Consider the following 26,933-nt stretch of genomic DNA (forward strand, 5'->3'; position numbering starts at 1 on the left):
CCCGGCTTTGGTTTTGTCCGGGGGGCGGGGCCCCCGGGATCCGCGCCCCCGCGGCGGCCCGGCGGAGGCTCACATGTTTGCAATAGGACTCACCGGCGGCATCGGCAGCGGGAAGACGACCGTCGCCGATCTGTTCGCCGCGCGCGGCGCATCGCTCGTCGATACCGATCTGATCGCGCACCGCATCACTGCTCCGGCCGGTCTCGCGATGCCGGCGATCGCACAGGCATTCGGGCCGGATTTCGTCGCGGCCGACGGCTCGCTCGATCGCGCCAGGATGCGCGCGCTGATTTTCAGCGACGACGATGCACGCCGGCGTCTCGAAGCGATCACGCATCCGCTGATCCGCGCCGAGACCGCTCGCGAAGCGGGCGAAGCGCAGGGCCCGTACGTGATCTTCGTCGTGCCGCTGCTCGTGGAGTCAGGCAATTGGAAGGCGCGCAGCGATCGCGTGCTCGTCGTCGACTGTTCCGTCGAAACGCAGATTGCGCGCGTGATGCGCCGCAATGGTTTCACGCGCGAACAGGTCGAAGCGATCATCGCGAGGCAGGCGACCCGCGCAGCGCGCCTCGCCGCGGCCGACGACGTGATCGTCAACGACGCGACGACGCCCGCTGCGCTCGCCGCCGAAGTCGACGCATTGCACCAACGCTATCTCGAATTCGCGGCCGCCGCACGCTGATCGGCACGCGCGATCGTGATGGTGTACGAAATTGGCGCGTTGCTAGGGTAGACAGTGAGCATTAGAATGTCCTGCATTGTTTCAATTCCTACCCGAGAGGCGAGCGCGCTTGATTCTTTACGAGTATCCGTTCAACGAGCGAATTCGCACGCTGTTGCGCCTCGAAGACCTGTTCGAGCGCTTCGCGTTCTTTTTGGCTCAGGAGGACCCGCGTGAGCACCACATCGCGCTGACGACGCTGTTCGAAATCGCCGAGGTGACGGGCCGCGCGGATCTGAAATCGGATCTGATGAAAGAGCTCGAACGTCAACGCCAGACGCTCGCCCCCTTCCGCGGCAATCCGGGTATCGAACAGAACGCGCTCGAGGCCGTGCTCGGCGAAATCGAGCAGACGCTCGCCAATCTCGCGCAGATGCAGGGCAAGACCGGGCAACATCTGATCGACAACGAGTGGCTTGCCAGCATCCGCAGCCGTGCGGTGATTCCCGGCGGCACGTGCAAATTCGATCTGCCTTCCTATTATGCGTGGCAGCAATGGCCCGCCGAACAGCGGCGTCAGGACATCGTGAAATGGATCACGCCGCTGCTGCCGCTGCGCGACGCAGCGGCGATCGTGCTGCGGCTCGCGCGCGAATCGGGGCAGGCGTCGAAGGTGATGGCGATGCAGGGCAGCTATCAGCAGATGCTGTCGGGGCGCACGTACCAGTTGATGCAGGTGCGCGTGCCACCGGAACTGCGCGTGATCCCCGAAGCGAGCGCAAACAAATACATGCTGTGGGTACGGTTCACCATGCAGGACGGCGACGTGCGTCCGCGCGCGGTCGACATCGACGTGCCATTCCATCTGACCCTGTGTAATCTGTAACGACCGCGTACCGGTTCGACGTTTCGTATGACTACCGTTGTGAAATGCCCTTCGTGCGGCGTAGAAGTGCGCTGGATACCTGAAAATCAGTTCCGTCCCTTCTGTTCGGCGCGTTGCAAGCAGCTCGACCTCGGCGCATGGGCTGCGGAAAAGTACCGGATCGGCGGCGCGTCCGACGAAGGTCCGTCGTCAGAGGAAGACGGCACCGACGACCGCCGCGACAGCTGAGCGGCCGCGCGCGATTCCCGCCGCCGGCGATATGGCCCGCCTTGCGGGCGGGCCGTCACGGCATCATTGCGACGCCGCTTCCTTCTCCAGCAGTTCGAGCACCGGCAGCGCCGCCGGCAACAGCGGCGCAACCTCGACCGGCAGCGGCTGCCACACGAACGCCTGCCCTTCCTTGCTGTGCGGCTCGCCCGTCCAGCCCGTCACCTTGCAGAAATAGAGCCGCACGTACGCGTGCGGATAATCGTGTTCGAGCGTATGCCAGCGATGGCTCGCCGTAACGACGATGCCGAGTTCCTCGTGCAGTTCGCGTGCGAGCGCGTCCTCGACGCTCTCGCCGGCCTCCAGCTTGCCGCCCGGGAACTCCCAGTAGCCTTCGTACGGCTTGCCCTGCAGCCTCTGCGCGAGCAGGTAGCGGCAGCCGCCGTCCGGCTCGCCCGCCTGCACCATCACGCCGACCGCGACCTCCGTCACCTTGCGGCCGTCGGGCGCGCGCACGGCGAGCGCTGCGGAATCCGTGCTCATGCCTGCTCCTTGCGGCCCGACCAGTCGCGCGCGAACTGCCACGCGACACGCCCCGAGCGGGAACCGCGCTCGAGCGCCCAGACGAGCGCATCGCCGCGCGCCGTTTCGATCTCCGCGTCCGGGCAGCCGAAATGGCGCAGCCAGTGCCCGACGATGTCGAGATAGTCGTCCTGCTTGAACGGATAGAAGCTGACCCACAGGCCGAAGCGCTCCGACAGCGAGATCTTTTCCTCGACGACTTCGCCGGGGTGGATCTCGCCGTCCGGCAAATGCTTGTACGACTCGTTGTCGCTCATGTACTCCGGCAGCAGATGGCGGCGGTTCGACGTCGCGTAGATCAGCACGTTGTCCGACTGCGCGGCGATCGAACCGTCGAGCGCGACCTTCAGCGCCTTGTAGCCCGATTCCCCGTCCTCGAACGACAGGTCGTCGCAGAACACGATGAACCGCTCCGGACGCTGCGAGATCAGGTCGACGATGTCGCCGAGATCGTGCAGGTCGTCCTTGTCGACTTCGATCAGCCGCAGCCCGTCCTTCGCATACGCGTTCAGGCACGCCTTGATCAGCGACGACTTGCCGGTGCCGCGGGCGCCGGTCAGCAGCACGTTGTTCGCCGGCTTGCTCTGGACGAACTGCCGCGTGTTCTGGTCGATCAGCGCTTTCTGCCGATCGATGTTGTGCAGGTCGTCGAGCGTGATCGACGACACGGCCGGCACCGGCTGCAGATAGCCGCGGCCCTGGCGCTTGCGCCAGCGGAACGCGGTGGCGGCGCTCCAGTCGACGGCCGCCGGTGCGGGCGGCAGCATCCCCTCGAGGCGGCCGAGCAGCGCTTCGGCACGCGTCAGAAACTGTTCGAGCTTGTCCATGTTCTTCGAGCGCCCCCGATCAGGAGCGGTAATCCGCGTTGATGCTCACATAATCGTGCGACAGGTCGCACGTCCAGACGGTTGCCTGCGCGTCGCCGCGGCCGAGCACCACGCGGATCGTGATTTCGCTCTGCTTCATCACGCGCTGGCCGTCCTCTTCCTGGTAGGCCGGGTTGCGGCCGCCGGCTTTCGCGACGAGCACGTCGTCGAGATAGAGATCGATCTTGCCGACGTCGAGATCCGTGACGCCCGCATAGCCGATCGCCGCGAGAATCCGGCCGAGGTTGGGGTCGGATGCGTAGAAGGCCGTCTTCACGAGCGGCGAATGGCCGATCGCATAGGCGATCTGGCGGCATTCGGCGACGCTCTTGCCGCCTTCGACCTGCACCGTCATGAATTTCGTCGCGCCTTCGCCGTCGCGCACGATCAGTTGCGACAGCACCTGTGCAACCTGCGTGACCGCGTCGCGCAGCGCCGCGTAGGCCGGCGAATCGGTCGACGTGATCGCGGGCAGCGTGCTTTTGCCCGACGCGATCAGGATGAACGAGTCGTTCGTCGACGTGTCACCGTCGATCGTGATGCAGTTGAACGAGCGGTCGGCCACTTCCTTCACGAGCGTGTCGAGCACCGGCTGCGCAACGTTCGCGTCGAACGCGAGGAAGCCGAGCATCGTCGCCATGTTCGGCTTGATCATGCCCGCGCCCTTGCTGATGCCCGTCAGCGTGACCGTGTGGCCGTCGATCGTCACCTGGCGCGACGTGGCCTTCGGCAACGTGTCGGTCGTCATGATCGCCTGCGCGGCGTCATACCAGTTCGCGGCCTTGCGGTTCGCGAGCGCGGCCGGCAGCCCCGCCTTCAGGCGGTCGATCGGCAGCGGCTCGAGAATCACGCCGGTCGAGAACGGCAGCACTTGCGCGGCGTCGATGCCCGCCAGGCGTGCGAGTTCCGCGCAGGTTTCGCGCGTGTTCACGAGGCCCGGCTCGCCGGTGCCGGCGTTCGCATTGCCCGTATTGATGACGAGCGCGCGGATGCCCGGACCGCCCGCACGCACCTTTGCCAGGTGCTCGCGGCACACGGTTACGGGTGCGGCGCAGAAGCGGTTCTCGGTGAATACGCCGGCGACCGTCGCCCTTTCGTCGACGGAAATGACGAGCACGTCCTTGCGATTCGGCTTGCGGATGTTCGCTTCCGCCCAGCCTAGCGTGACGCCGGCGACGGGATGCAGTTGGGCGGGATCGATCGACGGAAAATTGACAGCCATGGGGCACACCTGCCGGATGGAAAATGCCGGCATGCGCCGGCATCGATTGGAAGAACCGGCGGCCGCACGAGCGGGCCGCCGCAACTCACATCACTGACTCGAAGCTGCGAACGAAGCGGCACGCGCGGCGCGCGCCGCCGCCGATCATGACAGCTTCCCGTGACATTGCTTGTACTTCTTGCCGCTGCCGCACGGGCACGGGTCGTTGCGGCCGACCTTCGGCATTTCGCCGCCGGGGCCGCCGTGGGTCATCGCGCTGCCGACCATGTCGGCCGTCGCGGTAGCCGCCGTGGCGGCGGCCGCGACGTTCGCGACCGGCCCGGCTTCCGCGTAGTCGGCGTGCTGGTACTCGACGTTCTCGAGATGACCGCTGCGCTCCTCGATCTGCTCCGCGGCTTCCTCGAGCTGCTCCGGCGACTGGATCTGCACGTTCATCACGATGCGCGTGACTTCCTGCTTGATCGCGTCGAGCATCGCGGCGAACAGTTCGAACGCTTCGCGCTTGTACTCCTGCTTCGGGTTCTTCTGCGCATAGCCGCGCAGGTGGATGCCCTGGCGCAGGTGATCGAGCGCCGCGAGGTGCTCGCGCCACAGGCGGTCGACCGTCTGCAGCATCACCGAGCGCTCGAACGCGCTGAACGATTCGCGGCCGACCATCGCGACCTTCGCGTCGTACTGCTCGTCGGCGGCGGTCGTCACGGCTTCGAGAATCTCCTCGGCCGTGATCGACGACGACTCGTTCACCATTTCCTGGATCGCGAGATCGAGCTGCCAGTCGTTGCGCAGCGCTTCCTCGAGCTCCGGTACGTCCCACTGCTCCTCGATGCTGCCTTCCGGCACGAACTGGCGGACGACTTCGGTGATCACGCCGTGACGCATCGCCGAGATCGTCTCGGTGATGTCGTGTGCTTCGAGCAGCTCGTTGCGCTGCTGGTAGATCACCTTGCGCTGGTCGTTCGACACGTCGTCGTATTCGAGCAGCTGCTTGCGGATGTCGAAGTTGCGCGCTTCGACCTTGCGCTGTGCGGATTCGATCGAGCGCGTGACGATACCGGCCTCGATCGCCTCGCCTTCCGGCATCTTCAGGCGGTCCATGATCGAGCGCACGCGGTCGCCCGCGAAGATGCGCAGCAGCGGATCGTCGAGCGACAGATAGAAGCGCGACGAGCCCGGATCGCCCTGGCGGCCCGCACGGCCGCGCAGCTGGTTGTCGATCCGGCGCGATTCGTGGCGCTCGGTGCCGATGATGTGCAGGCCGCCCGCGGCCTTCACCTGCTCGTGCAGCGTTTCCCACTCGTCGTGCAGCTGCTTGATGCGGCGCGCCTTTTCGTCGGCGGGGATCGCGTCGTCGGCTTCGATGAACGCCGCCTGCTTCTCGGCGTTGCCGCCGAGCACGATGTCGGTACCGCGACCGGCCATGTTGGTCGCGATCGTGATGCGCTTCGGACGGCCGGCTTCCGCGACGATCGCGGCTTCGCGCTCGTGCTGCTTCGCGTTCAGCACTTCGTGCGGCAGCCCGGCCTGCTTCAGCAGGTGCGACAGCAGTTCGGAATTCTCGATCGACGTCGTGCCGACCAGCACCGGCTGGCCGCGCTCATAGCAGTCGCGAATGTCGCGGATCACCGCGTCGTAGCGCTCCTTGGCCGTCTTGTAGATCTGGTCCTGCTTGTCGATCCGCTTCGGCGGGCGGTTGGTCGGGATCACGACCGTCTCGAGGCCGTAGATCTCGTTGAATTCGTACGCTTCGGTGTCCGCGGTACCGGTCATGCCGGCCAGCTTCGCGTACATCCGGAAGTAGTTCTGGAACGTGATCGACGCGAGCGTCTGGTTCTCGCTCTGGATCTTCACGTGCTCCTTCGCCTCGACCGCCTGGTGCAGGCCGTCGGACCAGCGGCGGCCGGCCATCAGGCGGCCCGTGAATTCGTCGACGATGACCACTTCGCCGTTCTGCACGACGTAGTGCTGGTCCTTGTGGAACAGCGTGTGCGCGCGCAGCGCCGCGTACACGTGGTGCATCAGCGTGATGTTCTGCGGCGCGTACAGGCTTTCACCCTCGCCGATCAGGCCCCACTCGGCGAGCAGGCGCTCGGCCTTCTCGTGGCCCGACTCCGTCAGGAACACCTGGCGCGACTTCTCGTCGAGCGTGTAGTCGCCCGGCTTCTCGACGCCCGTGCCGTCGGCCTTCTCCTCGCCGATCTGGCGCTCGAGCAGCGGCGGCAGCGCGTTCATTCGCACGTACAGCTCGGTGTGATCCTCGGCCTGGCCCGAGATGATCAGCGGCGTACGCGCCTCGTCGATCAGGATCGAGTCGACTTCGTCAACAACCGCAAAATTCAGTGCCCGCTGCACGCGCGCGTCGGTCTCGTAGACCATGTTGTCGCGCAGGTAGTCGAAGCCGAACTCGTTGTTCGTGCCGTACGTGATGTCCGACGCGTACGCCTGCTGCTTCTGGTCGTGCTCCATGCCCGACAGGTTGATGCCGACCGACAGACCGAGGAAGTTGTAGAGGCGCGCCATCCATTCGGCGTCGCGCTGCGCGAGGTAGTCGTTGACCGTCACGACGTGCACGCCGCGGCCCGCGAGCGCATTCAGATAGACGGGCAGCGTCGCGACGAGCGTCTTGCCTTCGCCGGTGCGCATTTCGGCGATCTTGCCGTAGTGCAGCACCATGCCACCGATCAACTGCACGTCGAAGTGACGCATCTTCAGCACGCGGCGGCTCGCTTCCCGGCACACCGCGAACGCCTCGGGCAGCAGCTTGTCGAGCGATTCGCCGCCCGCGATCCGCTGGCGGAACTCATCCGTCTTGCCGCGCAACTGGTCGTCCGTCAGCTTCTCGATCTGCGTTTCGAGCGCATTGATCGTCGCGACGGTCTTTTGGTATTGCTTGACGAGCCGCTGGTTGCGGCTGCCAAAAATTTTCTGGAGAAAACCGGTTGTCATCGGATCGGATCCTGCGTCGCAGCACCGGCGCCCGGCGCGTGATGCGCGCCCCGACGCCCGAGCCTCGGCGGCTTAGCGAATTAGTGGACTCAAACGACGAATTTTAGCACGCGGGAACGCGCACGCCCGTGTCCGGGCAGGACGCACGCCGCCCACCGGCACGCGGCGCCGCTGCGCAGCCGGCCGCCCGAAAGCCGCGCGCGTGCGGGCCGGCGCGGGTACAATCGGCGTCAACGTCCGCGCGCATGCGCGCCCGAAGAATGCCTCGATGAACCGATTTAACAAGCGTTTCGGCCCGCTCCCCGCGTATCGCCCGCAACCCGTGTCCGAAGTGCTCAACCGCACCGACGCGTTCGCGGCGCTGCGCGCCGGCGTCGAGCAGGTCGCGTCGCTGCAGCGCGACCTCGCCGCCTTCCTGCCCGACTATCTTGCGAATCATGTCGAACCGGGCTCCATCAAGGACGGCACCCTGACCCTCTTTGCCGCGCACAACGCGCTCGCTGCCCGGCTGCGGCAAGTCGAGCCGCGGCTGCTCACCGATCTGCAGAAGCGCGGCTGGCCGGTTTCGGCGCTGCGTGTGCGCGTGCGGCCGAAGGACGCGCCCGAACCGCCGCACGTGAAGCAGGCGCGCATGACGACGGTCGGCGCCGCGGCGTTGCGCGACCTCGCCGATCACCTCGAACCGTCGCCGCTGCAGGCCGCCCTGGCGCGCATGGCCGCGCGGCACGGCGCGAAGTCGTCGCGCTGAGCGCGCCGCCGCGGCAGCCGCCCGACAACAAAAAAGCGACCCGAAGGTCGCTTTTTTATCGTTCGTGCCGGACGCCGCTCAGGCGAAGGCCGTCTGCGTATCGAACGCGAAGCCGCTCGGTGCGCTCTGCGGATCGTCGAACGTGACGATCTCGTACGCGTCTTCGTGCGCGAGCAGCTCGCGCAGCAGCCGGTTGTTCAGCCCGTGACCCGACTTGTACGCCGTGTACGACGCGAGCAGCGGATGGCCGATCACGTACAGGTCGCCGATCGCATCGAGCATCTTGTGCTTCACGAACTCGTCGTCGTAGCGCAGGCCGTCGTTGTTCAGGATGCGGTATTCGTCGAGCACGATCGCGTTGTCCATGCTGCCGCCGCGCGCCAGGCCCATCTCACGGAGCATCTCGGCCTCGTGCGCGAAGCCGAACGTGCGCGCACGCGCGATCTCGCGCACGTACGACGTGTTCGCGAAATCGACCTCGAGCTCCTGGCCCGTCTTGTCGACGGCCGGATGACGGAAGTCGATCGAGAATTTGAGCTTGAAGCCGAAATACGGATCGAGGCGCGCGAACTTGTCGCCGTCGCGGATTTCGACCGTCTTCTTCACCTTGATGAAGCGTTTCGGCGCGTTCTGCTCCTCGATGCCGGCGGACTGGATCAGGAACACGAAGGTCGCCGCGCTGCCGTCCATGATCGGGATTTCCTCGGCCGTCACGTCGACATACAGGTTGTCGATGCCGAGACCCGCGCATGCGGACATCAGATGCTCGACCGTCGACACGCGCACGCCGTCCTTCTGCAGCACCGACGCGAGCCGCGTGTCGCCGATCGACGTCGCCGTGGCGGGAATGTCGACAGGCGTCGGCAGATCGACGCGCGAAAACACGATGCCCGTGCCCGGGGCGGCGGGACGGAGCGTCAACTCGATCTTGCGGCCCGAGTGGACACCGATCCCAACGGTCTTCACGATGGATTTGATGGTGCGCTGCTTCAACATGGTCTTCTTCGCCTTGATTGAAGATATCAATCAGGAGGTATATTCGATAGGCGGGATTATAGCGTAATTCCCTATTCAACGCTGTTTGAAACTGCGTATCAATCTGTTTCGGCTGTTTACCCGCGTCGATACGGGACGGGCCGATGCCCGGAACGGAGGCGTTTCCGGTCTATCGGCCCGTGTTACAACTGTCCTGGGCGCGGTGCGCAGCGTTGCCGTCAGGCAACGGTGCACCACACGGTCAGGACGTCAACGTCGCGAGCACGCTCGCCGCGTCGCTCACTTCGAACTTGCCCGGCGCTTCGACGGCCAGCGTCTTGACCACACCGTCGTCGATCACCATCGCGTAGCGCAGGGAACGGATTCCCATGCCACGCGCGGACAAATCCTGCGTCAGCCCCAGCGCATGAGTGAAAGCAGCGCTGCCGTCCGCCATCATGCGCACCTTGCCCGCGGTGTGCAGATCACGTCCCCATGCGCCCATCACGAATGCGTCGTTGACGGACACGCACCAGATCTCGTCGATACCCGCCGAGCGCAGTTGCTCGGCGTGCTCGACATAGCCCGGCACATGCTGCGCCGAGCAGGTCGGCGTGAATGCGCCCGGCAATCCGAAGATCACCACCCGCTTTCCCGCAACCTGGTCGCGCACGCCGTAGGCATTCGGCCCCAGCGTGCACCCTTCGCGCGCGTCGTCGATGAACTCGAACAGTTGCGCGTCGGGCAGCGCGTCGCCCACTTGAATCATGGCTGGTCCCTCATAGCGATACGGTTTTTCAGCGTGTTGCGGACAGCACGGCCCATCCCGCTCCGCTCATGCGAAGAGGGCACGTTTCCCGGCCCGGCGTCGCATCCGACGCGGCCTGTCGTGGTCCGTAGCATCCGGCACGCCGGCGTTACCGCGGCAATCTCGACGATTGCGCCGCGGCTTCGCCTGTGTGTGCGTCGTCAGTCAGCCTGCTTGCGCAGGAAAGCCGGGATGTCGTACGTGTCGACACCCTTCTCCTGCAGCGCCTGCACGTGCGATGCCGCGGTTTCGCGCGAGTTGCGCCACACTGCCGGCGTATCGAGCGCACCGTAGTCGGCCGCGCTGACGTGTTGCGGCTGTGCATAGCCGTGCGAGACCGCGCTGACCGGCTGGTTGTCGGTACCGGTGCGCAGCAGCGTCATCGGAGCCGATTGCTGCTTCTTCGCCGCACGGCCCAGACCCGTCGCCACGACCGTCACGCGCAGCGCATCGCCCATCGCGTCGTCGTACACCGCACCGAAGATCACCGTTGCATCTTCCGCCGCGTAGCTCTTGATCGTGTTCATCACTTCGCGCGTTTCCGACAGACGCAGCGAACGGCTCGACGTGATGTTGACCAGCACGCCGCGCGCGCCCGACAGATCGACGCCTTCGAGCAGCGGGCTCGCCACGGCCTGTTCCGCCGCGAGGCGCGCGCGATCGACGCCGGCAACCGTCGCCGTGCCCATCATCGCCTTGCCCTGCTCGCCCATCACCGTCTTCACGTCTTCGAAGTCGACGTTCACGAGGCCATCGACATTGATGATTTCAGCGATGCCCGCGACTGCGTTGTTCAACACGTCGTCCGCGCACTGGAAGCACTTGTCCATCTCGGCGTCATCGCCCATCACGTCGAACAGCTTGTCGTTCAGGACGACGATCAGCGAGTCGACGTGATCCTCCAGTTGCTGCGAGCCTGCTTCCGCGACGCGCATGCGCTTGCCGCCTTCGAACTCGAACGGCTTGCTGACGACACCCACGGTCAGGATGCCCATCTCCTTCGCGATCTGCGCGACCACCGGCGCTGCGCCCGTGCCCGTGCCGCCGCCCATGCCGGCCGTGATGAAGACCATGTGCGCGCCACGCAGTGCGTCGGCGATGCGCTCACGTGCTTCTTCCGCTGCCGCACGGCCCATTTCCGGCTTCGCACCGGCGCCAAGGCCCGTGTTGCCCAACTGGATCACCGACGATGCGCGCGAACGCGACAGCGCCTGCGCGTCCGTGTTCATCACGATGAAGTCGACGCCCTGCACGCCGCGGTTGATCATGTGCTGGACGGCATTGCCGCCAGCGCCGCCAACGCCGACCACCTTGATGATGGTGCCGTTGGTTTCGGTTTCCAGCATTTCGAATTCCATTGTTGCCTCCGTCAAGAAAATAGAACTACTCGGCCGTTATTCGGCAGGAGATCGGGCAACCCCCTGTCGCGCGCCAGCCGCCGGCACCAGCGCGAATTTCGATTCGTTGCGCAGGTCAAAAATTGCTCAGGAACCACTCCTTCATCCGCGAGAAGATCTGCCCCGCGTTGCCGGACTGCACGGCGACCTTGCGGCCGCGCATGCGCTGAGCACTGCCTTCGACGAGCAGCCCCATCGCCGTCGAGTAGCGCGGATTGCGCACGACGTCGGCGAGGCCGCCTGCATACTCCGGCGCACCGATGCGCACCGGCTTCAAGAAAATGTCTTCGCCGAGCTCGACCATGCCGGGCATCATCGAAGCGCCGCCGGTAATGACCACGCCGGAGCTCAGGAGTTCTTCGTAACCCGACTCGCGCACCACCTGCTGCACGAGCGAGAACAGTTCCTCGACGCGCGGCTCGATGACGGCCGCGAGCGCCTGGCGCGACAGCGTGCGCGGACCGCGTTCGCCGAGGCCCGGCACTTCCACCATTTCGTCCGGATCGGCGAGCGCCTGCTTCGCGATCCCGTAGCCGACCTTGATGTCTTCCGCATCCGGCGTCGGCGTGCGCAGCGCCATCGCGATGTCGCTCGTGATCTGGTCGCCGGCGATCGGGATCACCGCGGTGTGGCGGATCGCGCCTTCGGCGAAGATCGCGATGTCCGTCGTGCCGCCGCCGATGTCGACCAGCACCACGCCGAGATCCTTCTCGTCTTCGGTCAGCACGGCCAGCGACGACGCGAGCGGCTGCAGGATCAGGTCGTTCACTTCCAGCCCGCAGCGGCGCACGCACTTGACGATGTTCTGCGCGGCGCTCACCGCACCCGTCACGATGTGCACCTTCACTTCCAGCCGGATGCCGCTCATACCGATCGGCTCGCGCACGTCTTCCTGGCCGTCGATGATGAATTCCTGCGTGAGGATGTGCAGCACCTGCTGGTCGGTCGGGATGTTGATCGCCTTCGCGGTCTCGATCACGCGCGCGACGTCCGTCTGCGTGACTTCCTTGTCCTTGATCGCGACCATCCCGCTCGAGTTGAAGCTGCGGATGTGGCTGCCCGCGATCCCCGTAAACACGTTGGTGATCTTGCAGTCGGCCATCAGCTCGGCTTCCTCGAGCGCGCGCTGGATCGACTGCACGGTGGCCTCGATGTTGACCACCACGCCCTTCTTCAGACCTTTCGATTCGCTCTGGCCGAGGCCGATCACCTCGTAATGGCCCTCGCCCTTCAGCTCGGCGACGATGGCCACCACCTTCGACGTGCCGATGTCGAGGGAAACCAGCAGATCCTTGTAGTCTTTGCTCATAAAGTGCTCTTGCGTGTGATCTCTCGTTACTTCTTGCGCTTGTCGGTATCGGTCAGGAACCGCATGCCTGCCGCACGAATCGCGAATCCGTTCGGATAACGCAGGTCCGCGTACTCGATGTCGTTGCCCCAGCGCTCCGTGACAACCGGCCACGCGGCGACGAGGCGCTGGCTCCGGTCGTGCAGGGTCTGGCTGGTGCGCTCCTTGCCCAGTTCGACCTGCATGCCGTTCGACAGCTTCACCGTCCACGCGTAACGCGCCGACAGCGTCACTTCTTCAGGCGCCGCCTTCAACGGCGCAAACCAGTTCGTGAAGTCGCGATACCGCGTGACGACTTCCTTCGCACTGCCTTCCGGACCGTCGAACGCGGGCAATTCATGATCCAGCTCGCCCTGGTTCGCGGTGAACAGCTCGCCGTCGGTGCTCACGAGCTGCGCGCTGCCCCAGGTCCCGAGCGGTTTGTACTCCTCGAGCGTGACAGCCAGCGCATTCGGCCACACCCGCCGCACGCTCGCGTGCCGCACCCACGGCATCTGCTCGAACGCGGCACGCGCCGCATCGAGATCGACCGTGAAGAAATTGCCCTTCAGCCTGCCGACCACGCCGGCGCGCACCGTCGGCGTGTTGATGTGCTCGGTGTCGCCGTCGATCCGGATTTCGCGCAGCGCGAACGTCGGACGCTGGATCAGCCAGTAGCAGCCGGCCGCCGCCAACACGAGCAGCAACAGCGCGTACAGCGCGCTGGCGGCAAGGTTGAGTTGGCGAACGTTGTTCCACATACGTCGTTCCGTTCCTGCGTCAGTCGATGAGCGTGAGCGACAGCACCTTCACGACCAGCTCCGAATAGCTGATGCCGATCGAGCGCGCGGCCTTCGGCGGCAGCGAGTGGTCGGTCATCCCGGGGGCCGTGTTCACTTCCAGGAAATACGCATTGCCGGCGGCGTCGAGCATGAAGTCCGCGCGGCCCCAGTCAGTGCAGCCGAGCACGTCGAACGCGCGGCGCGCGATGCGCTTCAGTTCCGCTTCCTGTTCCGCCGGCAGCCCGCACGGAATCAGGTATTGCGTGTCGTCGGCGACGTACTTCGCGTGATAGTCGTAGAACTCGCCCGCCGGCACGATCTTGATCAGCGGCAGGTCGAGATCGCCGGCGATGCACGCGGTGTATTCGCCGCCGCCTTCGATGCTCTTCTCGACGATCACGATCTTGTCGTGCGTCGCGGCTTCCGCGAGCGCGGCCGGCAGCGCGTCGGCCGCCTTCACCTTCAGCACCGCGACGCTCGAGCCTTCGCTCGCCGGCTTCACGAACAGCGGCAGGCCGAGCTTCGCGACGATCTCCGTCGCGCGCGCGGCCAGGTCGTCGCCGCGCATCACCGTCTCGAACGGCGGCGTCGGCACGCCCGTCTGCTGCCACACGAGCTTCGTGCGGAACTTGTCGAGACCGAGCGCCGAGCCGAGCACGCCGCTGCCCGTGTAGCGAATCCCGTAGAAATCGAGCGCGCCCTGGATCTGGCCGTTCTCGCCGTAGCCGCCGTGCAGCGCGTTGAACGCGCGCACGAAGCCTTCGTCCTTCAGCGCCGACAGCGGCCGCTCGGCCGGGTCGAACGGATGCGCGTCGACGCCCGCGTCACGCAGGCCCTGCAGCACGAGGCGGCCCGAGGTGAGCGACACCTCGCGCTCGGCGGATTCGCCGCCGAACAACACTGCCACCTTGCCGAAACGTTTCGGATCGATCCCGCTCATGTCATGCCTTCTGTTGAATGTGTTGCACGAGCTTCGCCGGCACGCCGCCGATCGAACCCGCGCCCATCGTGATCACCACGTCGCCGTTCTGCGCGACCTTCGCCAATGCATCCGGCACGTCGTCGACCGTCGCGACGAACACCGGGTCAACCTTGCCCACCGCGCGCAGCGCGCGCGACAGCGCGTCGCCGCTGGCCGTCGCGATCGCGGCCTCGCCGGCCGCGTAGACTTCCGTCAGCACCAGCGCATCGACCGTCGACAGCACGTTGACGAAATCGTCGAAGCAGTCCCGCGTGCGCGTGTAGCGGTGCGGCTGGAACGCCAGCACCAGGCGGCGGCCCGGGAACGCGCCGCGCGCGGCCGCGATCGTCGCGGCCATCTCGACCGGGTGATGGCCGTAGTCGTCGATCAGCGTGTACTGGCCGCCGTCCGCGGTCGGCACTTCGCCGTAACGCTGGAAGCGCCGGCCGACGCCGTTGAATTCCGCCAGCGCCAGCTGGATCGCGTCGTCCGACACGCCGAGATCGGTCGCGATCGCGATCGCCGCGAGTGCGTTCTGCACGTTGTGCAGGCCAGGCATGTTCAGCACCACCGCGAGCGGCGCACGCCCTTCGCGGATCACCGTGAAATACATGCGGCCGTCGCGCGCGTCGATGTCTTCCGCGCGCACCTGCGCATCCGCCGACAGCCCGTAGCGCACGACCGGCTTCGAGATGAACGGGATGATCTGGCGCACGTTCGGATCGTCGACGCACACGACCGCGCTGCCGTAGAACGGCAGGCGCTGCGTGAATTCGATGAACGCCTGCTTGAGCCGCGCGAAATCGTGGCCGTAGGTGTCCATGTGGTCGGCATCGATGTTCGTGATCACTTCGATCACCGGATACAGGTTCAGGAACGATGCGTCCGACTCGTCGGCCTCGGCGACGATGAAGTCGCCCGTGCCAAGCCGCGCGTTCGCGCCGGCGCTGATCAGCCGGCCGCCGATCACGAAGGTCGGGTCCAGCCCGCCCGCCGCGAGCACGCTCGCGACAAGGCTCGTCGTCGTGGTCTTGCCGTGCGTGCCGGCGATCGCGATCCCCTGCTTCAGGCGCATCAGCTCCGCGAGCATCACCGCGCGCTGCACGATCGGCACGCCCTGGTGGCGCGCGGCCAGCACTTCCGGGTTGTCCGAGCGCACGGCCGTCGACACGACGACCGCGTTCGCGCCCTCGATGTTCGCCGCATCATGGCCGATCGCGACCCGCGCGCCGAGCGCCTCGAGACGATCGGTCACCGCATTGCGCGACAGGTCCGAGCCGCTGACCTCGTAGCCGAGGTTGACGAGCACTTCGGCGATGCCGCTCATGCCGGCGCCGCCGATCCCGACGAAATGAATATGTTTGACGATGTGTTTCATTGCAGTTCTTCCAGGTTCGCGCCGGCCGCCTTCGCGCAGACGCGCGCAACTTCGTCGGTGGCCTCGGGCTTCGCGAGCGAGCGCGAACGTTCCGCCATCTCCGCGAGCGACGCCCGCGACTGGCCGCGCAGCCAGTCGGCGAGCAGTTCCGCCGACAGGTCGCGTTGTTGCACCAGCACGGCCGCGCCCGCATCGGCGAGGAACGCGGCGTTGGTCGTCTGGTGATCGTCGACCGCGTACGGGAACGGCACGAACAGCGCCGCCACGCCCACCGCCGCGATCTCCGACACCGTCATCGCGCCCGACCGGCAGATCACCAGATCCGCCGCCGCATACGCTGCCGCCATGTCGTCGATGAACGGCACGAGCCGCACGTCTTCGCCGGCCGCGAAACCGGCCGCTTCGTAATTCGCCTTCAATGCATCGATGTGCTTCACGCCGGCCTGGTGCACGACGCGCGGGCGTTCGCCCGGCGTGAGCAGCGCCAGCGCGCGCGGCACGACTTCGTTCAGCGCGGCCGCCCCGAGGCTGCCGCCGACGACCAGCACGTTCAACGGGCCGCTGCGCGACGCATAGCGTGCTTGGGGCGGTTCCGTGTGCGCAAGTTCCGCGCGAATCGGGTTACCCGTCCATTCCGCGTGCGGCAACGCGCCGGGGAATGCGACGAGCACGCGCTTCGCGAGTTTCGCGAGCACCTTGTTCGTCAGGCCCGCGATCGAATTCTGTTCATGCAGCACGAGCGGACGCCCCGACAGCGCGGTCATCACGCCCGCCGGGAACGTGATGTAGCCGCCCATCCCGAGCACGACGTCGGGCCGCACGCGGCGCAGCGCGCCCAGGCTCTGCCAGCATGCGCGCAGCAGGTTCAACGGCAACGTCAGCTTGGTCTTCAGGCCCTTGCCGCGCAGCCCGCCGAACCGCACGTACTCCATCGGAATGCCGTGCTTCGGCACGAGCGTCGCTTCCATCCCGGCCGGATTGCCGAGCCATACCACACGCCAGCCCGCCGCTTCCATCCGGTGCGCGACCGCGAGCCCCGGGAACACGTGGCCCCCGGTGCCGCCTGCCATCACCATCAGCGTGCGTCGCGACGCGGTCATACCTTCCCTCCGCGCATCAGCACCCGGTTCTCGTAATCGACCCGCAACAACACCGCAAGCGCGACGCAGTTCAGCAAAATGCCGGAACCGCCGTAGCTCACGAGCGGCAGCGTCAGGCCCTTGGTCGGCAGCAGGCCGAGGTTCACGCCCATGTTGATGAAGGTCTGCGCACCGAACCAGATACCGATGCCCTTCGCCATCAGGCCCGCGAACGTGCGATCGAGCGCGAGCGCCTGGCGGCCGATCTCGAACGCGCGGCGCACGATCCAGTAGAACAGCAGGATCACGACCAGCACGCCGACGAAGCCGAGTTCCTCGCCGATCACCGCGAGGATGAAGTCGGTATGCGCTTCCGGCAGGTAGTTCAGCTTCTCGACGCTGCCGCCGAGGCCGACGCCGAACCACTCGCCGCGGCCGAACGCGATCAGCGAGTGCGTGAGCTGGTAGGCCTTGCCCTGCGCATAGCGTTCGTCCCACGGATCGAGATACGCGAAGATTCGCTCGCGGCGCCACGGCGACAGCCACACGAGCATCGTGAAGGTGCCGACCGCCGTCGCGACGAGGCCGCCGAACAGCTTGCCGTTCACGCCGCCGAGGAACAGCACGCCCATCGCGATCGCGGCGACCACCATGAACGCGCCCATGTCGGGCTCGAGCAGCAGCAGCGCGCCGACCAGACCGACCGCGAACGCCATCGGCAGGAAGCCCTTCGCGAAGCTCTGCATGTACTCCTGCTTGCGCACCGTGTAGTTCGCCGCGTAGATCGTGACCGCGAGCTTCATGATTTCCGACGGCTGCATGTTCGTGATGCCGAGCGGAATCCAGCGGCGCGCGCCGTTCACGCCCTTGCCGACGTGCGGGATCAGCACGATCACGAGGCCGACCAGCGCGATCAGGAAGAGATGCGGCGCGTATTTGTCCCACGTCGACACCGGCACGCGGAACGCGATGACCGCCGCGATGAACGCGACGACGAGCGACACGCAGTGACGCATCAGGAACGCGTAATCGTGGTACGACGCGTATTTCGGCGAATCGGGCATCGCGATCGACGCCGAATACACCATCACGACGCCGAGCCCGAGCAGCGCGATCGCGACCCACAGCAGCGAGTAATCGAAGTCGAGCATCCGCGAACGGCTCGGCCGCACGCCGCTGACGACGCTCGCGAGGCCGCCCGTCGCGGCACGTGTGGCCGACGCGACGCGGCCCCCCGCGGCATTGCCGCCGGTGTCGCGTCGATCGTTGAAACGGGAGACGAGGCGATCGGACCAGCTCATGGCGTCGCTCCTTTGTCGATGGCGATGTCATCCACCGCCGCGCGGAACACATCCGCGCGATGGGCGTAATTCCGGAACATGTCGAGGCTCGCGCACGCGGGCGACAGCAGCACCGCGTCGCCCGGTTCGGCGAGATCGGCGGCGGCACGCACGGCGGCTTCGAGCGTCGCGTGGTCGACGAGCGGCACGCCGGTTTCCGCGAGCGTGTCGCGGATCGCCGGCGCATCGCGGCCGATCAGCATCACCGCACGGCACCAGCGCGCAACCGGCGCGACGAGCGGCGCGAAATCCTGCCCCTTGCCGTCGCCGCCCGCGATCAGCACGATCTTCTGTGCCAGCCCGTCGAGCGCAGCGACCGTCGCGCCGACGTTCGTGCCCTTGCTGTCGTCGACATAGTCGACGTCGTCGATCGTCGCGATGACTTCGACACGATGTGCTTCGCCGCGGTATTCGCGCAGCGCGTGCAGCAGTGGCGCGGCAGGCAGGTCGATCGCACGCGCGAGCGCGAACGCGGCCAGCGCGTTCGCCGCGTTGTGCAACCCGCGGATGCGCAGCGCGTCGGCCGGCATCAGGCGCTTCTGCGCGATGTCCGGCGTATGCGCGGCGTCGCGCTTGCGCCGGCGGCTCGTCGTCGTCTCGTCCGGCGCATCGCGGTCGACCGCTTCCACCAGCCACGCGATGCCGTTATCGCGCAACAGCCCGTAGTCGCCGTCCTGCACCGGCTCGTTCAGGCCGAACGTGACCGTGCGTGCCGCATCGGCAGCGCCCGCCGCCGGCGCGAACTTCATCACGGCCGCGTCGTCGCGGTTCAACACGCGCGTCGTCGTCGCGCCGAAGATCCGGCCCTTCGCCGCCGCATACGCGTCGAAGCTGCCGTGCCAGTCGAGGTGATCCTGCGTGATATTCAGGATCGCGGCTGCATCGGGCGCGAACGTGCGCGCGGTCTCGAGCTGGAAGCTCGACAGCTCGAGCACCCACACGTCGGGCAGCGCCGTGTCGTCGATCGCAGCCGCGAGCCGGTCGAGCATCGCCGGGCTGATGTTGCCGGCGACGGCGACCTTCTTGCCGGAGCGCTGGCACAGCAGGCCAGTGAGGCTCGTCGTCGTGGTCTTGCCGTTGGTGCCGGTGATCGCGAGCACCTTTGGCTGGTAGCCGCTCGTGCCGAGCGCGCGCAGCGCCTGCGCGAAGAATTCCAGTTCGCCCCACACCGCGATCCCGCGCTCGTTCGCGGCCGCGATCAGCGCTGCGAGTTCCGGCTCGAGCGGCGACAGGCCGGGGCTCAGCCCGACGATCTCGACGCCGCCGTCGAGCAGCGCAGGCGCAAACGGCCCGCCGACGAACTCGGCATCGATCCCTTCAGCCTGCAGCGCGGCAAGGTTCGGCGGCGCCTCGCGGGTATCGGCAATACGCAGCCGGCACCCGTGCCTCGCGCACCACCGCGCGATCGCGAGACCCGACTCCCCGAGCCCCAGCACAAGCACCATCGGCCGTTGCCGATCTCCAAACATCTCGCCAGACATCCTTGTTACCTTTCCTTTACCGCAGCTTGAGGGTGGACAGACCGAACAGGCACAGCATCAACGTGATGATCCAGAAACGCACCACCACCTGCGTTTCCTTCCAGCCGGACAATTCGAAATGGTGATGCAGCGGCGCCATCTTCAGCAGGCGGCGCCCTTCGCCGTAACGCTTCTTCGTGTACTTGAACCACGACACCTGCAGCATCACCGACAGCGTTTCCGCGACGAAGATGCCGCCCATGATGAACAGCACGATTTCCTGGCGCACGATCACCGCGACCGTGCCGAGCGCGCCGCCGAGCGCCAGCGCGCCGACGTCGCCCATGAACACCTGCGCGGGGTGCGTGTTGTACCAAAGGAACGCGAGCCCTGCCCCGCCCATCGCGGAACAGAAGATCAGCAGCTCGCCCGCGCCCGGAATGTGCGGGAACAGCAGGTATTTCGAGTAGACCGAGCTGCCCATCACGTACGCGAACACGCCGAGCGACGCGCCGACCAGCACGACCGGCATGATCACGAGGCCGTCGAGGCCGTCGGTCAGATTCACCGCGTTGCTCGCGCCGACGATCACGAAGTACGTCAGCACGATGAAGCCCCATACGCCGAGCGGATAGCTGATCGACTTCAGGAACGGCAGCATCAGGTCGGCACGTGCCGGCAACCCCATCGACAAACCGCTGCGCACCCACGCCATGAACAGGTCGAACACGCGCACGTTGCTCGCCTCGGATACGCTGAACGCGAGATAGACGGCCGCGAACAGCCCGATCACCGACTGCCAGAAATACTTTTCGCGCGACGACATCCCGCGCGGATCCTTGTAGACGACCTTGCGGTAGTCGTCGACCCAGCCGATCACGCCGAAACCGAACGTGACGAGCATCACGATCCAGATAAAACGGTTCGTCAGGTCACCCCACAGCAACGTCGCGACCGCGATGCCGATCAGGATCAGCACGCCGCCCATCGTCGGCGTACCCGACTTGACGAGATGGCTCTGCGGGCCGTCCTTGCGGACCGCCTGCCCGACCTTCATTTGCGTCAGCTTGCGGATCACCCACGGTCCGCACACGAGCCCGATCCCGAGCGCCGTGATGGTTGCCCCCACGGCTCGGAACGTCAGGTACGTGAACAAGCGCAAAAAGCTTGCGTCTCCCTGCAGCCATTGCGCCAGCGCCAGCAGCATGCTTCCTTCCTTCTACTCAGTGTGCAGCGGGCGCCGTGCCCGCCGCGGGTTGGTTCGTCAGCGCGTCGACCACGCGCTCCATCTTCATGTACCGCGAGCCCTTCACGAGCACCGTCGCCTGCGCGCCGTAGCCCGCCGCGAGCAGCGCCGTGACCAGCGCGCCGACCTCGTCGAAATGGCGCGCCGTATCGCCGTACGCCGTGCACGCATCGCGCGACGCGTCGCCGAGCGCGAACAGCGCATCGATCCCGCGCTCGCGCGCATACGCGCCGATCTCTCGGTGAAATGCCGGGCCTTCGTCGCCGACCTCGCCCATGTCGCCGATCACCAGCACGCGCGGCGCCGGTTGCGCGGCCAGCACGTCGATCGCCGCGCGCATCGAGTCGGGGTTCGCGTTGTAGGTGTCGTCGACGATCGTCGCGCCGGCGAGACTGCCGGTGCTCGCCTTCCGGACCTGCAGGCGGCCCTTCACCGGCTCGAACGATTCGAGGCCCTGCTTGATCGCCGCCACCTCGACCCCGGCTGCGAGCGCCGCGGCCGTGGCCGCCAGCGCGTTGCGGGCGTTGTGCTCGCCGAGCGCGCGCAGCCGCAGCGTCACCGCGCCCGACGGCGTGTCGATCGCAAGCTCGCCGCCGTGCAGATGGCCCGTGACCTGCGCGTCGACCTGCCGATCGGCGTCGTGCAGCGCGAAATCGAGAATCCGGTTGCCGGTCGCCGCGACCCGCCAGATGCCGGCGTACGCGTCGTCCGCGGGAAACACCGCGACGCCGTCCGGCGTCAGCGCGTGAATCACCGCCGCGTGCTCGAGTGCGACGGCTTCGACCGTCGCCATGAACTCCTGATGCTCGCGCTGCGCGTTGTTGACGAGCGCGACCGTCGGCGCCGCGATGCGCGCGAGGACTTCGGTCTCGCCCGGGTGGTTCATCCCGAGCTCGATCACCGCGATGCGATGCGCAGCCGACAGGCGCAGCAGCGTCAGCGGCACGCCGATGTCGTTGTTCAGGTTGCCGGCCGTCGCGAGTCTTGCGTCGGCGCCGACTGCCGCAGCGAAGATCGACGCGATCATTTCCTTCACGGTCGTCTTGCCGTTGCTGCCCGTCACCGCGACGAGCGGCACTGCGAATTGCTTGCGCCAGCCGTGCGCGAGCGCACCGAGCGCGGCACGCGTTTCGCCGCCTTCGATGACCGGCATCGCGAGGCCTGCCGGCGCATGCGCGACGAGTGCCGCAGCCGCGCCGCGCGCGGCCACGTCGCCGAGGAAGTCGTGCGCGTCGAAGCGCTCGCCTTTCAGCGCGACGAACAGGTCGCCCGGGCCGACCGTGCGGCTGTCGGTCGACACGCGCTCGAACGTGGTGGCCGGATCGCCGTGAACGGTGGCGCCCGGAATCAGGCGGGCGGCTTCGCCCAGCGTGAGCATCGTCATTCGCCGCCTCCCTTGCCGTGCGTCGCGCGCGCCGCGAGTGCGAGCCGCGCGTGATCCTGATCGGAGAACGTGCGTTTCTTGCCCATGATTTCCTGCGTCGCCTCGTGGCCCTTGCCGGCCAGCACGACGACATCCTCGCGAGCCGCGCCGCGCACGGCCTGCAGGATCGCGCTCGCGCGATCCTCGATGCGGCGTGCGTGATCGGGCGCGGTCATGCCCGCGATGACTTGATCGATGATGCGCTGCGGATCCTCGCTGCGCGGATTGTCGCTCGTGACGACGATTTCGTCGGCGAGCCGCTCGGCGATCGCGCCCATCAGCGGGCGCTTCGTCGCATCGCGATCGCCGCCGCAGCCGAACATGCAGACGAGCCGTCCGCCGCGCGCCGTGACGATCGGGCGCAGCGCGTCGAGCGTCTTCTCGAGCGCGTCGGGTGTATGCGCGTAGTCGATCACGACCAGCGGTTCGTCGTTCTGCAGGCGGCCGCCAAGACGCTGCATCCGGCCGTTGACGGACTCGAGCCGCGCAATCTCCGCCACCGCCGCGTCGAACGGCACGTCGGCCGCGAGCAGCGAGCCGAGCACCGCGAGCAGGTTGCTGACGTTGAACGTGCCGAGCGTGCCGACTTCGACGTCAGCCTCGCCCCACGACGAGCGCAGATGAAATGCGGTGCCCGTGGCGGTCGCGCGCACGTCGAGCGCGACCAGTTCGCGATCGGCGTCGGGCGCCTGCGCGTCGCCGATCCCGTATGCGATCGTGCGCACACGGCCGGCGAGCTTCTCGAGCAGGCGGCAGCCGGCTGCGTCGTCGCGGTTGATGACCGCCGCGCGCAGCCCGCGCCACGCGAACAGTTTCGCCTTCGCGGCTTCGTACGCGTCGAACGTGCCGTGATAGTCGAGGTGATCCTGCGTGAGGTTCGTGAATACGGCGATGTCGAATGCTGTGCCGTTCACGCGCCCTTGATGCAGCGCGTGCGACGACACTTCCATCGCGATGGCCTTCGCGCCCGCGTCGCGCAGTTGCGCGAGGCTGCGCTGCAGCTGCGGCGCGTCCGGCGTCGTGAAGCCCGTCGGCACCAGCCGGCCGGGCATGCCCGTGCCCAGCGTGCCGATCAGCGCACACGGCTGGTGCAGCGCCGTCAGCGCGGCGGCAATCCATTGCGTGCACGACGTCTTGCCGTTCGTGCCGGTCACGCCGATCGCGAGCAGGCTGTCGCTCGGATCGCCGTACCAGCCGCTGGCGATCTCGCCGGCCAGCTGGTCGAGCGCCGGCACCGCAAGCGCGGCGGGCGCGGCCGGTGCCGCTGCGAGACCGTCCGGCTGATACAGCACGGCGGCCGCGCCGCGCGCCACGGCGTCGGAAATGAAAGCGCGATTGTCGGCCCCGTCGACCGCATAGCCGAGAAACACGTCGCCGGCCTGCAGGCTGCGCGTGTCGGCGTGCAGTTGCGCCGCGGGGGCCACATGCTGACGCAGCCACGCGAGCGCGGCTGCGATCTGCTGATGCGCCGGATGGGAACTGCGAGCGGCGCTCATCGAACAACTCCTGGTGAATTACGCGTCGTGCTGGACACGATCATATGCTTCGCGGTGCCACTTGCCGCCAGCTTCTGCGCGCCCGGCTTGTCGGCGGGCGCGCCCGGCGTATCGTCGGATACGACGAGCTGCTTGATCGGCATGTTCGGCGGCACGTTCAGCGCGCGCAGCGTATCGCCGGCGATCGCCGAGAATACGGGGCCGGACACCTGGCCGCCGAAGTGGCTGCCGGCGGTCGGTTCGTCGACCGACACAGCGATCACGACGCGCGGATTCGGCATCGGCGCCATCCCGACGAACGACGCGCGGTATTTGCGCGTGTAGCCGTGACCTTCGTGCTTGTATGCGGTACCGCTCTTGCCCCCGACGCGGTAGCCCGGCACGGCCGCATCCGGCGACGTGCCGCCCGGCGCGACCACCGTCTCGAGCATCGCGCGCACTTCGCGCGCGGTGGTCGGGTTGAACACCTGCGTGCCCGCGATCGGCTGATTGGGGTCCGTCTTGAAAATGGTCACGGGCATCAGCTCGCCGTCGTGCGCGATCGCCGTGTACGCGCGTGCGAGCTGGAACAGCGACACCGACAGCCCGTAGCCGTACGACATCGTCGCCTGCTCGATGCGGCGCCAGCTCTTCCACGGACGCAGGCGGCCGGCCACCGCGCCCGGGAACCCGACCTTCGGCGCCTGGCCGAGGCCGATGCTCGTATACATATTCCACATTTCCTCGGGCCGCATCGTCATCGCGATCTTCGTCGCGCCGATGTTGCTCGACTTCTGGATCACGCCGCCGACCGTCAGCGTGCCGAAACCCGCGTCGTCGGTAATCGGCGCGCCGTCGAGCACGAAATGACCGTTGCCCGTCTCGACGAGCGTGTTCGGCGTCACGCGGTGCAGGTCGAGCGCGAGCGACACGGTGAACGGCTTCATGATCGAGCCCGGCTCGAACACGTCGGTCATGATCCGGTTGCGCAACTGCTCGCCCGTCATGCGCGAGCGGTCGTTCGGGTTGTACGTCGGGTAGTTGACGAGCGCGAGCACTTCGCCGGTACGCACGTCGACGACCATCGCCGCGCCCGCCTTCGCCTTGAACTTCTCGACGGCGGCCTTCAGGTTCGCGTACGCGATGTACTGGATCTTGCTGTCGATCGACAGGTCGACGTCGGTGCCGTTGTGCGGCGGAATCTGCTCGGCGACATCCTCGATGATGTGCCCCATCCGGTCCTTGATCACGCGACGCATGCCGGACGTGCCGGACAGCAGCTTCTGGTCGCCCAGCTCGACGCCTTCCTGCCCTTCGTCCTCGACGTTCGTGAAGCCGATCAGGTGGGCCGTGATCTCGCCTTCCGGATAGAAGCGCTTGTATTCGTTGCGCTGGTAGATGCCGGGGATATCGAGTGCCGCGACCTTGTCCGCGACGTCGATCGGCACCTGGCGCTTGACGTAGACAAAACCCTTGTCTTCCGACAGCTTCACGCGCAGTTCTTTCGGCGTCATGCCGAGGAGCTTGCCGAGCTGGTTGATCTTGTCCGCGCCGAGGTCGTCCGGTACCGCGTCGGGAATCGCCCAGATCGCGCGCACGGGCAGGCTCGTCGCGAGCACGAGCCCGTTACGGTCGAGGATCTTGCCGCGCGTGGCCGGCAGCTCGAGCGTGCGCTGGTAGCGGCTTTCGCCCTGCTTCTGATAGAACGCGTTCCCGGGCCCCTGAATCCAGAACGCCCGCGCGGCCAGCGCGACGAACGCCATGAACAGCAGGAAGACGACGAGCTTCGAGCGCCACATCGGCAGATGCACGCCGAGCACCGGGCTCGACGCGAATTTCACGTCCTGGCGCTTCTGCGACGGCTTCATCGCGCGCCTCCCTTGCCCTTGGCGGTCGCATCGGCCGAAGCGGGAATCGGCGCGTCGATCGCCTTCATGGCGCCCGGCGGCAGCGTCAGGTATTGGGTGCGACCCGTCGTGACGGGCTGCATCTTCAGCGAATCGTTCGCGAGCTGCTCGATGCGCGAGGTCTTCGACAGCGCGCTCTGCTGATACTGAAGCTGTGCATAGTCCTGCTGGAGCTGACGCTCCTGCGACTGCGCGCGCTGCAGCTGGATGAAGAACTGGCGCTGCTGATTCGTCGAGTTGACGACCGACAGCGCGCACCCCATCACGATGATCAACAGGAAGATATTGAAGCGGCTCATGGCGTGACGCGCTCCGCGATGCGCATCACGGCCGACCGGGCGCGCGGATTCGCGACGACTTCCGCTTCGCTCGGAAACTGACGGCTGATTATCTTGAGCGGCGGGCTCGGGAGGTCGACGGCACGGATCGGCAGGCGACGATCGACCGCAGGCGCACTCGCGTGCGCCTGCATGAATCGTTTGACGATCCGGTCCTCGAGTGAATGAAAGCTGATGACCACCAGCCGCCCCCCTTGCTCCAGCAACGACAATGCCGCGTCTAGTACGACTTGCAGGTCCGCAAGCTCTTGATTGACGTGAATCCGTATAGCCTGAAAGGTGCGGGTTGCCGGATCCTTGCCCTTCTCACGGGTTTTGACGACGTGACCCACGATTTGGGCAAGCTCGCCCGTGGTGTCGAGAGGCCCAAGACGGTCGGACTCTGCCCGGCGAGCAACAAGCGCCTTTGCAATCTGAAAAGCAAACCGTTCTTCCCCATAATCCCGTATCACCTCCGTCAGTTCCTGCACCGATGCCCGTGCGAGCCATTCAGCGGCCGACTCGCCGCGCGTCGGATCCATTCGCATGTCCAGCGGACCATCGGCGCGAAAGCTGAAGCCGCGCGCCGGATCGTCCACCTGCGGCGAGGACACGCCCAGGTCCAGCAACACACCCGATACTTTCTCGACGCCGCGCGCCGCAAGCGCGTCGCGCATCGATGCAAAGCTGTCATGCACGATCGAGAAGCGCGCATCCTCGATGCGCTGCGCCGTCTCGATCGCCCTCGGATCCTTGTCGAACGCGATCAGCCGTCCGGCGGCCCCGAGCCGCGCAAGTACCGCGCGACTATGACCGCCCCGCCCGAACGTGCCGTCGACATAAATGCCGTCCGGTCGCGTCACGAGCGAGTCGACCGCTTCGTCCAGCAACACGGTCCGATGCTGCAATTCATTTCCCATCGCGGGCGTCTCCGTCACCGCAA

At 66.8% G+C, this 26,933-nt stretch carries 24 protein-coding genes; 4 read left to right on the forward strand and 20 right to left on the reverse strand.

All coding sequences use genetic code 11. The features are described from left to right. Nucleotides 1–73: 73 nt before the first annotated feature. The 3 genes from coaE (at nt 74) to O1Q03_RS20460 (ending at nt 1,775) form a co-directional block, all read left to right on the forward strand. Nucleotides 74–682 (forward strand): dephospho-CoA kinase, encoded by a 609-nt coding sequence (coaE, locus tag O1Q03_RS20450; RefSeq protein ID WP_269505755.1) that lies wholly within the window; start codon nt 74–76, stop codon nt 680–682. A gap of 109 nt (nt 683–791) precedes the next feature. Beyond that, the gene (zapD, locus tag O1Q03_RS20455) at nt 792–1,547 is read left to right on the forward strand and encodes a cell division protein ZapD (protein ID WP_269505756.1); all 756 of its coding nucleotides are present in this window, start codon (nt 792–794) and stop codon (nt 1,545–1,547) included. A gap of 27 nt (nt 1,548–1,574) precedes the next feature. Beyond that, the gene (locus O1Q03_RS20460; protein WP_269505757.1) at nt 1,575–1,775 is read left to right on the forward strand and encodes a DNA gyrase inhibitor YacG; all 201 of its coding nucleotides are present in this window, start codon (nt 1,575–1,577) and stop codon (nt 1,773–1,775) included. A gap of 63 nt (nt 1,776–1,838) precedes the next feature. Here O1Q03_RS20460 and O1Q03_RS20465 read toward each other — a convergent pair whose 3' ends face one another. The 4 genes from O1Q03_RS20465 to secA form a co-directional block, all read right to left on the reverse strand. Beyond that, nucleotides 1,839–2,297, reverse strand: a complete 459-nt coding sequence (locus O1Q03_RS20465; protein WP_269505758.1) for an NUDIX domain-containing protein — start codon at nt 2,295–2,297, stop codon at nt 1,839–1,841. Further along, on the reverse strand, nt 2,294–3,163 hold the full coding sequence (locus O1Q03_RS20470) for an ATP-binding protein (RefSeq protein ID WP_269505759.1): 870 nt from the start codon (nt 3,161–3,163) through the stop codon (nt 2,294–2,296). The genes O1Q03_RS20465 and O1Q03_RS20470 overlap by 4 nt, the downstream gene beginning before the upstream one ends. Before the next feature lie 19 nt (nt 3,164–3,182). Then, nucleotides 3,183–4,424, reverse strand: coding sequence for a bifunctional glutamate N-acetyltransferase/amino-acid acetyltransferase ArgJ (gene argJ, locus O1Q03_RS20475; protein WP_269505760.1), 1,242 nt, complete (start codon nt 4,422–4,424; stop codon nt 3,183–3,185). 144 nt (nt 4,425–4,568) lie between these two features. Continuing rightward, the gene (gene secA, locus O1Q03_RS20485; RefSeq protein WP_269505762.1) at nt 4,569–7,367 is read right to left on the reverse strand and encodes a preprotein translocase subunit SecA; all 2,799 of its coding nucleotides are present in this window, start codon (nt 7,365–7,367) and stop codon (nt 4,569–4,571) included. A gap of 268 nt (nt 7,368–7,635) precedes the next feature. On the opposite strand from secA, the gene O1Q03_RS20490 reads away from it, so the two are divergent. Further along, nucleotides 7,636–8,115, forward strand: a complete 480-nt coding sequence (locus O1Q03_RS20490) for a DUF721 domain-containing protein (protein ID WP_269505763.1) — start codon at nt 7,636–7,638, stop codon at nt 8,113–8,115. A gap of 78 nt (nt 8,116–8,193) precedes the next feature. Here O1Q03_RS20490 and lpxC read toward each other — a convergent pair whose 3' ends face one another. The 16 genes from lpxC to rsmH all read right to left on the reverse strand — a co-directional run bounded on the left by lpxC (nt 8,194) and on the right by rsmH (nt 26,910). Next, nucleotides 8,194–9,111, reverse strand: a complete 918-nt coding sequence (lpxC, locus tag O1Q03_RS20495) for a UDP-3-O-acyl-N-acetylglucosamine deacetylase (RefSeq protein ID WP_269505764.1) — start codon at nt 9,109–9,111, stop codon at nt 8,194–8,196. A 241-nt stretch (nt 9,112–9,352) separates the two neighbouring features. After that, the gene (locus tag O1Q03_RS20500) at nt 9,353–9,859 is read right to left on the reverse strand and encodes a peroxiredoxin (protein ID WP_269505765.1); all 507 of its coding nucleotides are present in this window, start codon (nt 9,857–9,859) and stop codon (nt 9,353–9,355) included. A gap of 200 nt (nt 9,860–10,059) precedes the next feature. After that, a complete protein-coding gene (gene ftsZ, locus O1Q03_RS20505) occupies nt 10,060–11,256 on the reverse strand; it encodes a cell division protein FtsZ (RefSeq protein WP_269505766.1) in 1,197 nt (398 codons plus the stop codon). Between the two features lie 115 nt (nt 11,257–11,371). Beyond that, on the reverse strand, nt 11,372–12,604 hold the full coding sequence (gene ftsA / locus O1Q03_RS20510) for a cell division protein FtsA (protein WP_006752447.1): 1,233 nt from the start codon (nt 12,602–12,604) through the stop codon (nt 11,372–11,374). 26 nt (nt 12,605–12,630) lie between these two features. After that, nucleotides 12,631–13,383 carry a cell division protein FtsQ/DivIB gene (locus tag O1Q03_RS20515; protein WP_269505767.1) on the reverse strand — a complete coding sequence of 251 codons (753 nt, stop codon included), beginning with the start codon at nt 13,381–13,383 and terminating at the stop codon, nt 12,631–12,633. 19 nt (nt 13,384–13,402) lie between these two features. Further along, nucleotides 13,403–14,344 carry a D-alanine--D-alanine ligase gene (locus O1Q03_RS20520; RefSeq protein WP_269505768.1) on the reverse strand — a complete coding sequence of 314 codons (942 nt, stop codon included), beginning with the start codon at nt 14,342–14,344 and terminating at the stop codon, nt 13,403–13,405. Nucleotide 14,345: 1 nt separating this feature from the next. Further along, nucleotides 14,346–15,743, reverse strand: coding sequence for a UDP-N-acetylmuramate--L-alanine ligase (gene murC / locus O1Q03_RS20525; RefSeq protein ID WP_269505769.1), 1,398 nt, complete (start codon nt 15,741–15,743; stop codon nt 14,346–14,348). Then, on the reverse strand, nt 15,740–16,843 hold the full coding sequence (gene murG, locus O1Q03_RS20530; protein WP_269505770.1) for an undecaprenyldiphospho-muramoylpentapeptide beta-N-acetylglucosaminyltransferase: 1,104 nt from the start codon (nt 16,841–16,843) through the stop codon (nt 15,740–15,742). Before murG ends, murC begins: the two co-directional genes overlap by 4 nt. Beyond that, complete coding sequence (ftsW, locus tag O1Q03_RS20535; protein WP_269505771.1) at nt 16,840–18,123, reverse strand: putative lipid II flippase FtsW; 1,284 nt, start codon at nt 18,121–18,123, stop codon at nt 16,840–16,842. Before ftsW ends, murG begins: the two co-directional genes overlap by 4 nt. Then, entirely contained in the window at nt 18,120–19,631 is a 1,512-nt protein-coding gene (murD, locus tag O1Q03_RS20540; protein WP_269505783.1) for a UDP-N-acetylmuramoyl-L-alanine--D-glutamate ligase, read from the reverse strand. Before murD ends, ftsW begins: the two co-directional genes overlap by 4 nt. 28 nt (nt 19,632–19,659) lie before the next feature. Continuing rightward, a complete protein-coding gene (gene mraY, locus O1Q03_RS20545) occupies nt 19,660–20,829 on the reverse strand; it encodes a phospho-N-acetylmuramoyl-pentapeptide-transferase (protein ID WP_269505772.1) in 1,170 nt (389 codons plus the stop codon). 16 nt (nt 20,830–20,845) lie between these two features. Next, on the reverse strand, nt 20,846–22,252 hold the full coding sequence (locus O1Q03_RS20550; protein ID WP_269505773.1) for a UDP-N-acetylmuramoyl-tripeptide--D-alanyl-D-alanine ligase: 1,407 nt from the start codon (nt 22,250–22,252) through the stop codon (nt 20,846–20,848). Next, nucleotides 22,249–23,787 (reverse strand): UDP-N-acetylmuramoyl-L-alanyl-D-glutamate--2,6-diaminopimelate ligase, encoded by a 1,539-nt coding sequence (locus O1Q03_RS20555; protein ID WP_269505774.1) that lies wholly within the window; start codon nt 23,785–23,787, stop codon nt 22,249–22,251. Before O1Q03_RS20555 ends, O1Q03_RS20550 begins: the two co-directional genes overlap by 4 nt. Further along, nucleotides 23,784–25,634, reverse strand: a complete 1,851-nt coding sequence (locus tag O1Q03_RS20560) for a peptidoglycan D,D-transpeptidase FtsI family protein (protein WP_269505775.1) — start codon at nt 25,632–25,634, stop codon at nt 23,784–23,786. The genes O1Q03_RS20555 and O1Q03_RS20560 overlap by 4 nt, the downstream gene beginning before the upstream one ends. Next, nucleotides 25,631–25,972, reverse strand: coding sequence for a cell division protein FtsL (gene ftsL, locus O1Q03_RS20565; protein ID WP_269505776.1), 342 nt, complete (start codon nt 25,970–25,972; stop codon nt 25,631–25,633). Before ftsL ends, O1Q03_RS20560 begins: the two co-directional genes overlap by 4 nt. Continuing rightward, the gene (gene rsmH / locus O1Q03_RS20570; protein WP_269505777.1) at nt 25,969–26,910 is read right to left on the reverse strand and encodes a 16S rRNA (cytosine(1402)-N(4))-methyltransferase RsmH; all 942 of its coding nucleotides are present in this window, start codon (nt 26,908–26,910) and stop codon (nt 25,969–25,971) included. Before rsmH ends, ftsL begins: the two co-directional genes overlap by 4 nt. Between the last annotated feature and the right edge of the window lie 23 nt (nt 26,911–26,933).

Source organism: Burkholderia sp. IMCC1007 (assembly GCF_027257875.1).
Taxonomy (GTDB): Bacteria; Pseudomonadota; Gammaproteobacteria; order Burkholderiales; family Burkholderiaceae; genus Burkholderia.